This window comes from Haliscomenobacter sp. (assembly GCF_033763495.1).
Classification (GTDB): domain Bacteria; phylum Bacteroidota; class Bacteroidia; order Chitinophagales; family Saprospiraceae; genus Haliscomenobacter.
In genome coordinates, this window is the sequence record NZ_JANRKL010000145.1 from 1 (window position 1) to 11628 (window position 11628).

11 protein-coding genes are annotated in these 11628 nt (G+C 43.0%); all 11 read right to left on the reverse strand.

Features of this window, described 5'->3' with window-relative positions:
- Positions 1-108 precede the first annotated feature (108 nt).
- Positions 109-1452, reverse strand: coding sequence for a serine hydrolase (locus tag SFV55_RS14685; protein WP_320030271.1), 1344 nt, complete (start codon positions 1450-1452; stop codon positions 109-111).
- 22 nt (positions 1453-1474) lie between these two features.
- Entirely contained in the window at positions 1475-2578 is a 1104-nt protein-coding gene (locus SFV55_RS14690) for a Fic family protein (RefSeq protein WP_320030272.1), read from the reverse strand.
- A gap of 112 nt (positions 2579-2690) precedes the next feature.
- Positions 2691-4253: a serine hydrolase gene (locus SFV55_RS14695; protein WP_320030273.1), complete on the reverse strand. Its 1563-nt coding sequence runs from the start codon at positions 4251-4253 to the stop codon at positions 2691-2693.
- A gap of 103 nt (positions 4254-4356) precedes the next feature.
- Positions 4357-4749, reverse strand: a complete 393-nt coding sequence (locus SFV55_RS14700; protein ID WP_320030274.1) for a WG repeat-containing protein — start codon at positions 4747-4749, stop codon at positions 4357-4359.
- A gap of 213 nt (positions 4750-4962) precedes the next feature.
- Positions 4963-5895 (reverse strand): hypothetical protein, encoded by a 933-nt coding sequence (locus tag SFV55_RS14705; RefSeq protein WP_320030275.1) that lies wholly within the window; start codon positions 5893-5895, stop codon positions 4963-4965.
- A gap of 131 nt (positions 5896-6026) precedes the next feature.
- Positions 6027-6482, reverse strand: coding sequence for a GyrI-like domain-containing protein (locus tag SFV55_RS14710; RefSeq protein ID WP_413776710.1), 456 nt, complete (start codon positions 6480-6482; stop codon positions 6027-6029).
- Between the two features lie 124 nt (positions 6483-6606).
- The gene (locus tag SFV55_RS14715) at positions 6607-7113 is read right to left on the reverse strand and encodes a DUF2165 domain-containing protein (protein ID WP_320030277.1); all 507 of its coding nucleotides are present in this window, start codon (positions 7111-7113) and stop codon (positions 6607-6609) included.
- Positions 7114-7256: 143 nt separating this feature from the next.
- Positions 7257-7694, reverse strand: a complete 438-nt coding sequence (locus SFV55_RS14720; RefSeq protein WP_320030278.1) for a DUF1801 domain-containing protein — start codon at positions 7692-7694, stop codon at positions 7257-7259.
- A gap of 100 nt (positions 7695-7794) precedes the next feature.
- Positions 7795-8040, reverse strand: a complete 246-nt coding sequence (locus SFV55_RS14725) for a DUF4253 domain-containing protein (protein ID WP_320030279.1) — start codon at positions 8038-8040, stop codon at positions 7795-7797.
- Positions 8041-8062: 22 nt separating this feature from the next.
- Positions 8063-11173, reverse strand: a complete 3111-nt coding sequence (locus tag SFV55_RS14730; RefSeq protein WP_320030280.1) for a tetratricopeptide repeat protein — start codon at positions 11171-11173, stop codon at positions 8063-8065.
- Positions 11170-11343, reverse strand: coding sequence for a hypothetical protein (locus tag SFV55_RS14735; protein ID WP_320030281.1), 174 nt, complete (start codon positions 11341-11343; stop codon positions 11170-11172). The genes SFV55_RS14730 and SFV55_RS14735 overlap by 4 nt, the downstream gene beginning before the upstream one ends.
- Between the last annotated feature and the right edge of the window lie 285 nt (positions 11344-11628).

Here is an 11628-nt window from a genome sequence, read left to right on the forward strand (position 1 = left end):
GCTACCGCAGCAACTTGGGCACAGTTTTGGTCTAAGCCGCTGCGGTAGCCCACTTCAAAACTCGCTACTCATGTACTCGGAACTCGTCACTCAATTAAAAACAATACATTATTTAATCTTCTTCCCCGGCATCACCTGCCCACCCTGAAACAAAGTCAAACTTTCCACTTTCCCTTCTTTGACCGAAAAAGTGACCTGAGCATCCACCACCTTCAGGAAAAACTCGGTTTCTGATTTTGGAAACAACTCAAATTGCCCCTGGCCAGTAGCCTGTCCAAAAAGCTGGGTGCCATTCCGGGTAATGGTGATGGTAAAATTGGGCGCTAGTTCATACACCCCAACATAAGATTCCAAAACGGATTCAGCAAGCTTTATAGAAACCTCTACATCAATCAACTTGGCCTCAGAATTGAGTAAATGAAAGCCCAGGTCATCAGCACCCTTGCTGGAGTTGGTCAATACCACAACTCCTTTGCCCGTTTCTTTGACAAAACCCACAAAAGTGCGGTAGCCACCGGTGCCCCCATTGTGCCAGATCACATCACCTTCGGCACCTTTGGCGATGTGCCAACCCAGGCCAACCCGCATGCCGCCACCTGGTTTGTCGTGCCGGGCCTGTTGGGAAAGTTGCATTGCGGGAAGCAGTTTGCTTTTTTTCAAACCCATATTGGCCTGTAGGTAAATCAACATATCGTGTACTGAACTGCGAATGGCTCCTGCCCCGGCGAGGGTGGGGATATCCCAGTTGGAAACCTGTACGCCCTGGCTGTAACCCATGGCGAGGTTCTGCTTCATCTTGTCGTCAAAGGTGATTTTGGTTTCCTTCATGCCCAGTGGTTTGGCAATTTTGCTAAGCATCAATGCCTCGTAGGAACTGCCTGCTTTGAGCGCAAGGATGTGGCCCAGGAGGCCCTGCGCCAGGTTGGAATACTCGTATTGTGAACCAATGTCACGCGGCAAGGTATAGCCATTGATAAAGGTATACATTTGATCTACCGTGTAATCTGCATAAGGGTTGGCGGGGTCTTTGGGGTTAAAATTGCTGGGCATGCGCGCCAGGGCCGAGGTATGGTCGGATAGGTGGCCGAGGGTGATTTGCTTGCCATCCTTGGTAGGTAGTTTTACTGCGGAAGGCAGGTGTATTTGGGCTGGATCATCGGTTTTTACTTTTCCCTCCAGTACGGCCTGAGCCAGCAAAATACCCGTGAAGGTTTTGGAGATGGAGCCGATTTCATAAATGGTATGTTCGTTGACGGGCTGCCCCCCGGCAGTTTTAGTGCCAAAGAGGTAATACTGCGGCCCGTCCTTGTCGATGATGCCGATGGCGATGCTCGGGCTGTAGCCGTTGGCGATACGGGATTCGATGCTTTTGATGACTTCGGCGGGAAGGGCTTTTTGAGCAAAGCTGGAAAGTACACAAAGTGCGGTGAGAAGAGTAAATAGGTGTTTCATGGTTTTGTGGTTTAAAGGATAATCAGGCTAAGTTAACTTGGTAGTGGGTGCTGCGGCCTGCTTTTTGGACAATCAATATGCCTTTTTCTACCAAATCCTGCAAGTGCCGGGTGGCAGTTGCTTTGGAAACTCTTGCGATGGACTGATATTTACGAGCATTCATGCCACCTTGAAAATTTCCTTCACCTTCTTCCAACATGCGATTGAGTACCTTGATTTGTGCTTCGTTCAAGTTCGATTGATGTTTATCAAAAAAGGCAGTTTTTTTCAACAAAAAATCAATGGTTTCGATGAATTCCTGTTGTGCTTGTAGAATGGTTTCGCTAAAATATTGAATCCACTCGGTCAAATCATTGGTGCGTTGAGCTTTTTTTAGGGCAGCGTAATAAGTCTTTTTCTCCGCTTCAATAGGGGTAGAAAGACTCATCAAAATAGGTCTTCTTAAACCTTGTGCCAAGGCTTTTTCGGCAATAACTCGCCCAATTCGACCATTTCCATCTTCAAAAGGATGGATTGTTTCAAAGTACACATGGGCGATTGCAGCACGAACCAGTAAATTAGAAATGGGTGATACCCCGTCTGGTTTTGTTGCATTGAACCACTCAAAAAAGGCTTGCATTTCGGCAGGAACTTGTGCCGAAGGTGGCGCTTCAAAGTGTACTTCTTCTTTGCCAATGGCCCCGGAGATCACTTGCATTGGCTCACTATGGCTGCGGTATTGACCAACATTGATGCTGGTATTGCCCAACATCAGGGAGCGATGCCATTCAAAAAGCATTTCTGCAGTTAAATCAGTATCAAACTTCTCTCTGGCTTTCACCAATAAGATGGCAATTCCTTCAGAACGTTTGTCTTTAATGTGATGACTTGGTGTGGTGTAACCCAGGTTTTTGCGGATCGAAGAAATTAAATCAACACGACTGATCAATTCGCCTTCAATCGAGGATGTTTTGATGGCCTCTTTCACCAATATGGTAACCAGGGATTCAGTTTGCTCATGACTTGGCAGGCCATGTAAATACCCAAGGCTTTGCCCGGCAAGCTCCACGAAGGACAGGGCTATTTTTGTAAACGCAGTTTCATCATATCGAAAATGCGGCCAATCATTTTGTTGCCAATTGTACATGTTGAGCCGATTAAAGTGTCTATTCGGCTCACAATGTAGCAAAAAATGAGCCGAATAGGTGCTCTAATCGGCTCATTTAAGTTTTACCAGCCCAAAACCAGCCAGCCATTCCTTATTTACCCACCCTTTGCAGGTCCAAATCCTGAAAATCAAAACTAAAATCAATATTCGGCGAAATGCCTTTCATTTTAATGGATTGGGCCTTTCCGTTTTCATCCAGGGCAAACATGGCGAGTGCATCACAATTCATGTCCTGGTATTCCCATTTGATGGCAAAGGTGTTGGCATTGTAAAAGGCCATGGGGCCATTTAACTTGGGCGAGCGGTGGCATTTGAACCACAGTTGCTGCCCCTTTTCAAATACTTCCACCTTGCCGAACCACTTGTCTTCGTAAATGCCAATGTAGTCCGCGTTTTTTACTTTGACATTTTTGGCAGACTCCACTTTCTCCCAAACCTTTTTGGAAACCTCATCCCCGGCACTCCTTTGCTGGGTCATTCTTTCGTTGATTTTATCGGTCCAGCCAAAATTGTCCAGACCCAAATAACTATCCGCAATGGTATTGGATACAGCTGAAAAAAGGCCGCCGCCACCATTCTCGGTATTGGTCAGGACCACAATGCCCAGGTTCAAGTCAGGGAACATCATTACGGACGTGAGCATGCCGGGCAAACCACCCGTATGGGTCACCCGCATATTTCCTCGTATATCGCTCAAGCCCCAGCCCAGGCCGTAGCCGTTGAAATGGGACTTGTAGCGGGGATCAGGATTGGTGGGTAAAATGGTGTGCAAGCGCCACATTTCATTTTGGTTCCGCACCGAAAAAAGGGTGGACTTCAAACCTTCGCCGTACTTGCCTTTATTCAGGTGCATCATCATCCAGGTGGACAGATCCGCCACGTTGGACAGAATACCTCCTGCTGCCGAGTTGATCTGCTCACCAAAGGGGGCAATGGCCTTGATGGTACCCGATTCGGAGGAATGGGGAGTGGCCAAATTGCTCTTGTCCTTCATCAAATCGGGAGAGGCAAAGCTGTGGTTCATTTGCAGGGGCGTGATGATGCGTTTTTGTACAAAATTCTCGTAGCTCATGCCGCTGACCCGGGCAATGACTTCCCCGGCCACGAGGTACAGCAAGTTGTCGTAATCGAACTTAGTGCGGAAGGCCGAAACGGGTTTGAAGTATTGAAAAGCAGCAAGGACATCCTTGATTTTAAAATCCGAACCATCGGGGAAAAACATCAAATCGCCCACGCCCAGACCCATACCGCTGCGGTGGGTGAGCAAGTCCTGGATGTTGAAATTTTCGGTCACATAGTCGTTGTACATCTTGAATTCGGGGATGTGGTCTTTCACCTTATCCGTCCATTTCAGCTTGCCTTCTTCTTCCAGGATAGACAGGGCAGCAGTGGTAAACGCTTTGCTGTTGGAGGCGATGGCAAAATTGGTGAATTCGTTGACGGGCTTCTTGGTATTGATGTCCGTTACACCGTAGCCTTTTTGGTGGATTATTTTGCCATCTTTTACCACAGCGACGGCGGCACCAGCTACTTTGAATTTCGCAAGGGCATCGGTAACCAGGGCATCAATGTCCTTGGAGGCGATTTGGGCTTGAATGGGCGCTAGTGACCACAGGATAAGGATGAATGCGGAAAGGAGACTTAGGTGTTTCATGGCGCAGGAATGTTTTTTGATTAAAAAAGGGAAATCCGAGCAGAAGTTTTTTTACCACCTTAGCAACCTAAGGCACCGAAGGAATCACCTTAGCAATCAGGACCTATTGCTCCCCTTTTTTATCAATAAACTGCCAGGCATCACTCTCCCATACGTCGTATTCTCCGTCTTTAACAGTTTTGCAATTGGTACTTACTTTGGCTTTGCCATTTTCAAATGGGTAGGCGCAATCGTATTGAGGCTCGATGACGATGGCATTGGTGCCTGCATCGGCATACCCAATTTTGCTGTCCTTGACGATGCGGTACAAGCCATCAGCCGGGGCATCGGGGCCATTGTCGTAAATAAATACGTCGTAGAGCACGTTTTTTTGTTCGTCGACGACCACCCATTTGTGGTCTTGTTCGAGCATGCTCAGTTTGCCTTGGGTGTTTGGTGCAGGGTTGGTGCAGGCGGCAACGAGGAGGAGAAGCAAAAGGAAAAAGGTGTTTTTCATGTTTAGTGGTTTAAAGTGTGGGTTTGAGCCTTGAGCCTACTGGTATATTGTACGGCTTGCTCAATCCGAACCCGGTTGTTTGTTAGGGTAATATCGGGCGAAATTTCGTAATTTTCATAAAGTAAAAATTTCTTGGCCCAAAACAAGTCTGTAATATAAACCTTGATGTTTAGATGGGGGCATCGCTGGCGGGAAATGATAATACCTACTGCGTTATTGCTGCTTTAGCAACCATTTAATCAATTCTTCATTGTCAACTATACTCCAAGAATGAGGATGCCTACTGTTGTCAGGCTTTCTATATCCCTTGTTCTGCGTGGTAATTAATGTTGCATTTTTATTCCCAAGTTGATTCAATTCATTTACCATTGCCGAAAGGAAAGTAGAATTCATGCTGGTGTAATCCATACCACGCTCTTTCATCCACCAATGTATGTCAGGTTCAGTATAAATTCTTAGTGGAACTGTGAGCAAATTTTTAATCGCAGTCTGTGTAGTGTCTGAAAATGAATATGGCGAAATTTTATGATAGTTTGCAATCGAATTTTCAGGGGTGCCATGCATGATGTCTTGAATTTTTTTAACGAGGAAAACACTTTCTCCATTTGGAGGTGTGTTAACCGAAAGCCTTATATTCCGTTTACATGAATTATAGACTTGCTCGAAGTCAATAGGCGGGTCGATTGCAAAAACTGCATTTGGTTTTTGGTCGATTTCTTCGGTATATTTTAATACACAACTTCCACCTATGGAATAACCACCCAAGTAAAAAGGCTGGTCAGTAATGTTGTTTCTCCTCCTAACGTCGGTTACTATTTTCGCAAATGATTGTTGGCTTGAATCATCAATTCCGAAAGAAAAAACACCGTCTTGAAGTGTTGGAATAATAGTCAACAGTCCACTTTCTGCCAATTGTCTGGGAAGTGATGATTGTTGCATCACTCTTTCTGCGGTTTCGCTAAAACCTGGCAACAAAAAAATGTACCCTTTTATTGGCAATGTTGAGGGAAAAATAATGGTATAGCAATTTTTTGTTGTGTCCTTGTCAAGGAACACTTTCGCGGTCTTAGGATTGGTTGTTTTTTGAGCATTGCAACCAATCGTAAGAATGGAAAAAGCCAGAATTGTAAGTATAAATCTTGTCATTGGTATCAGTTCTTTGTGTAGTGGTATGTCGTTCTACGCTTGCAGAGAACGTGATAATACAGGCACAGTTTCGGTTTAGTTGATAAAATCTTGACGCTGGAGGATTTTTTTGGTAAACGATGTGGAATCCCTTAATGCGAAGCTACTGCCAAATAAACCTCAACTTCGGAGTTTTCACCGTTTTGGGATTTCGGCCCGTACACTTCAAAGTCATAAGTATATTTTCGTTTGAGCCCCTGATCGCGCTGCCATATGTCTAACCAAACATCAATAACTGCTTGGGGCATTTCTCCTTTTGCCGTAAATTTTTGAAAATTATCGGAAGGGAATTCGCGGCCAATGAGTCCACCTGGAATTTCCTCCAGTGTTTTTACCTGAACTCCGATTATGGTCGTGTACTCTTCTGTGTAATTGCTTTTATAATCCGTATAAATCGCAAGGATATCGGGTGAAAACTTGTTCGGGATTTTCTCCAAGATATTTTCTGTAAAAAAACGCCCCCAAAGTTTGCCCAAATCCTCTTGTGATTGGTTGTTTTTATTGCTTGTACGAGTAGAAATTCCGATGATTTTGAATCCGGTTGTCATGTTTTTATTTTTTGATTTTTGAAATGGTCTTGGCCCTTGATTTTGTTGCTTTGTCCATGTCCTTGATGGCGAAGTCAATGGCTTCAAGTATTAAGGGTTCTACCTCTCGTAAGGCTGTATCTGCTCAGATTGTTTCATCTTTGAATTGTATAAAAATCAAAGTCAAAACAAGGAAGCTTAGGATCCTTTCAGCACTTGCCAATCCGTTCCAGGTAGTGCTTTGCCACATGGCAAACCATTCTCCACCAATGACCTCAAAGCCCAAAAACCAGATAATGATTCCAAGGATAAGCCCGGCAATAGCCCAATTCTTTGCAGTATGGAACGTTTCAGGGGCACTTTTTAAGTTTTTGAATAGCAGCCAACTTCCCTTTAAACAAAAGAATGCCATCGTTGCTTCCAAAGCAATAATCAAAATATAGGCAGCATGAAAAAGGACATGGTTATTGATGCTTCGATAGTGAATATTGCTGTCAGGGAATATGGTATCCATTTTCATGACATGCTCTACGAAGTAGTAATTGGTATAATAGTCAGTTGTATTCCCAATTACAATCAATAAAGCCATAAAGCCAATCGCGAGTACGAAGATTAATTTAGCAATGCGAAGTAAAAACGCAGTTGGGTACATGTTGTTGAAAATTAAATGGTTATAGAGGCGAAATGCCAAATTATGCAACAGTGCTTAACGCGAATTTACTGCCAAATCCTCTTGCGATTGGTTGTTTTTATTGTTTGCTCGGGTGGGAATTCCGATGATTTTGAATCCTGTAGTCATGTTTTTATTTTTGAAATGGTCCTGGCTATTGATTTTGTCGCTTTGTCCATATCCTTGATGGCAAAGTCAATGGCTTCGAGTATCAAGGCTTCCACCTTAGGGTTTCTGTAATCGCTGGTCTCTTTTACGTCGATGTGGCGGATCAAATTGCCAGTTCCGGTCAGGAGTTTATGAGGATCTTTCAATAGGGTTCCTTTGTTAAAGCCCAGGTTCAAATGATTGCTGTAAATGGGAAGCATACAAAATGCGTCGGAGAGTTTGTCGGAAATCGAAAAAACGGCCGTCAAGGCATGGGTGTGGTATAGCAGCTCATTGCTATCGGGATGTAGCTCCAGGATGTATTGACGCAAATCGGTGAATAGACCAATAAGCCCCTGGTCTTTAAAATCCAACAAGGCTTGAAAATCTGGATGAATGGGTCTTGGGTTGTTCATAACTTGTTGTTTTTGAAATGGATTAGAATGGTGTTTTGATCTTAAATCATCCATTGTAATAACTATCTCTCCGAGAAAGATTGTGACCTCATTGTGAACCTTAGTATTCAATAGGTTTCAGTCCCACCAAAAGTATAGCCGTTTTGTTTTTTTTCATGATGTCTGCCAAGGCTTGCACTGTATCTGTCCCTTGGGTAACAACGTCAGGGCATACTTTATATACTTCCCTTGCAAATTTTGTCCAGTTTTCTGGTTCATTATGGATGATAAACTCACACCAGTCATCCGATGCTCCAATAAGTTCAAGATTATACTTTTTGTCAAATACTTTAATGATAGAAATCAAACTGTCGTTTGTGATGTCATAATTAATCTTTGGGGGATGTTGTAAAAGTACATTTGTTGACGATTCTTATAGGTTCAGACCCTGGTATTTTTTTTAAAATGCTAAACAGATGCTCTGGCTTAAACGGCTTGATCAAAGACTCATTAAAGCCGGAACTCAAATATTTTTGATGGGATTCAGGTGTTGCCTCGGCCGTAAAAGCAATGATGGGGATATTGCGTTTTCGATTATCCGTGAATTGTCTGATCGTGTGAGTTGCTTCTATCCCATCTACATTGGGCATTTGAATGTCCATGATAATCGCGTCAAAATCATTCGTTCTGGCGAAGTCAATCGCTTCCTGGCCATCTTTTGCAACTGTAAATTCTGCGTCCCATTTCTTTAACATAGTGGTTAGTACAAGTACATTTACCTGGTTATCCTCGGCAATCAAAAGTTTCATTCTGCGGAGATTCATTTGGGAGCGTGGCGCAATTTCTGCCATGTCTGCCTTGGGAAGGCTTTGGTGCTTATCATACCTCAAATCTACCGAAAAAACAGATCCTCGGCCTACCTGACTTTCTACCGCAATCGTTCCACCTTGTTGTTCCACAAGATTTTTACTAATGGTAAGCCCCAAGCCTGTTCCGCCATATTTTCTGGTAGTACTAATATCAGCTTGCGTAAAATTTTCAAATATTTGCTTAAGCTGTTGGGGGAAAATCCCAATACCAGTATCTTTTATGGTGAAGTTTACCTGGATACTACTTCGCGTTTCCTCCTTCAAAGTAAAAGCTAGTTCTACGCTGCCTTTTTCTGTGAATTTAATAGCATTGGATAATAGATTGGACAGGATTTGGCTTAGTCTCACATAATCGCCGGATAAGAGATAGTCGATGCGTGGATCGGGAACAAAGGTCAATGTTATAGATTTCTCTTTTGCGGTGGGTTCAAAAAGTCTAAACAGGTTTGCAGTTACCTTATTCAAATTAAAAGGAATGCTTTCAAAAACAAGTTTTCCCGATTCGATTTTTGAAAAGTCGAGAATGTCTGAAACGATACTGGACAGATGTTGTGCAGAAAACTTTAAAGTCTCTACATATTCCCGTTGCGTGGGACTAAGTTGCTCCTCCATGAGCAGGTTTGCAATGCCGATTACGCCATTGATTGGGGTTCTGATCTCGTGACTCATACTCGCCATAAACTCCGATTTGGCAATTTCAGCTTGCTTTTGCGGGGTAATATCTTGATCGGTACCTTTTAATCCAATTACTTGCCCTTCAGTATTCTTGACCACTTCACCAATGCAGGCGATGTATTTTATTTTGGCGTCTTGGAACACAGCACGATGCTCAACATGAAAGGGCTCTCCTGTTTTTATGGTATTTTGTATGGCAGTTTCAAGTAGGGTAAAATCTTCAGGGTGACATTTCTGCCGCCAAGCTTCATACAATCCATTGGTGGGATGATGCTCTAACTCAAAAATTCGATACGTTTCTTTGGACCAATGTAATTCCGAGTTTAACAAATTGAATTCCCAACTTCCCACGTTGGCAATGGCCTGAGCTTCTTCAAACAACACCTGACTTTGAAGGATTTGAGCTTCAGCTTTTTTTCGTTCCACAATTTCTTTACGCAGCTTAATATTGCTCTTTCGGCTAGAATTAAATAAAAATACACCAACAAGCAATAGGCTGGATACCAAAATTAAAATGATGACAAGCAGGATATAATAGTTGCGCTGACTGTCTATTTTGGCGCGTTGCAATGCCAATGCCTGTTCCTGATGTTTGCTTTTTAACTCTATATTTTCCAGGTCAAAGAGCGCCCTTATTTCAGCTGTTTTTTCTATGTCAGCGATTTTGACGAGGCTATCGTTTATTTCAGCAGCGAGCCGCAAATGCTGATTTGCAGCTTTGAAGGCCCCTTTTTTTTCATACAATTCAGCAAAAAGCAACTCAATATCCCGCTCTAATTCTGGAGAAGTTGCCTGTTTCGCCAACGCCAATGCTTTCGTTAAAAGGGCTTCTGCAGGGCCGTAGTTTTTTTGTAAGATATGTAGTGAAGCATTTTTTTGGCAACTCATCCCTAAATTAAAGAGATCTCCTATTGACTCATCCATTTTCATGCATTTTTCGGCATAAAATATGGCATTGTCCAATTGCCCCAAATCCTCATATAAACTGCTCAGATTGTAATAGGTATCAGAAATATTTTTGCGAACGTTAAGCCGTTTAATGATGGCTAAGGCCTTTTTATGTTCACGGATCGCTGCAGTATATTTTTGTTGAGACGAAAGAAAGGTGCCCAGCGTAGAATGTGCTCTGGCGATGCCTTCTTCATTCTTGGTTTCCTTAGCAATTGCCATGGCCATATTAGCGAAACGGGCAATTTCCTCGGTGTTAGATTGTTTGAAATATAGCCAGGCGATATCAAGGTAAACGTTCACCAAGTCCTTTTTCAAGTTCAGTCGATCATAAACTTTGACCGCCTCCAGGTATGACTTCAAAGCGAGATCTAATTCCCCCTGAGCTACATATATATTTCCAGACAATGTGGTCATGTCCGCCTTTATGTCTTCATACTGATCTATTTCTTTAATCGAAAGAACTGACTTAAGGTGGGTAATGGCAGCAACATAGTTGCCCATGTTATATTTCAAATGGGCAAGGTTGAAGAGGAAATTAAATTTCACATAACTATGGCCGTCTTTTGGTAACAATGGCTTGGCTTGCATCAAATAGGCGTAAGCCTTTTTATATTCATCTCCTTTATTCTCTAAGGCTGCAAGTTGTGTAAGTACCTCTACTTGATTTGATACAGCATGGTTTTTTAAAGCATCTAGGTATAAGCCTTCCAAAATCTTTTTAGCTTCGTCTAATTGATTCTGATCAAATAAATAACTTGAATAACGGAAATAACAATAATACTTAATTTTGTTGTGGCTCTCTTTTGCAAGGAGTTTAAAAGCTGTTTGGAAGCAAATCTGAGCAGAATCACTTTGGGGCTCCTCCAAGTAAATATTCGCCCAAATGACATAATTGTATGCGGTGTAGAGATTCCCGCCTTCTTTGAGGCTGATTTTGCCTGCTTTTCGTAAAAATTCACGGGCTTTAGGGTAATCAGGGATTTTATAATGGTATGCTCCAATCAAGGTGAGGGCATGTTTTTCTCCGGCCGATTTTTAATTTTTCTGGCTTCTGCAAGTGCCTCCAAGGCATAATGGTGGGCATCCTCAGCGCTGAATTCGAAAGATTGAAAGGAAAGACCCAGTAACGTATTGAGTCGCTCGGCAGCAGCTTGACTGAGCAATAAATGCTGCATGCTGTCGATTTCTGTAGATTGGCTACTAGAAAGAATGGGGACCAGTAAGTAGATAAAAAGAATGAAATGGCCGCGCATCTAAAGTTTAGACTTGATTTGTGAATTGCCGAGGCGTTGTTGCATGAATCCTTGGCGGAGTTGGGCTTGGTAACAGGATGAAAATTATGCAGGAATGAGTTGGGAAACAAAAATACAATCCGGCTCATGACAAAGATAGATACGATCAGCGACCCAAACAAGTCCCCAGGCCGTCATAAAATGGTGCATTTGTTCTCAATAATCCGA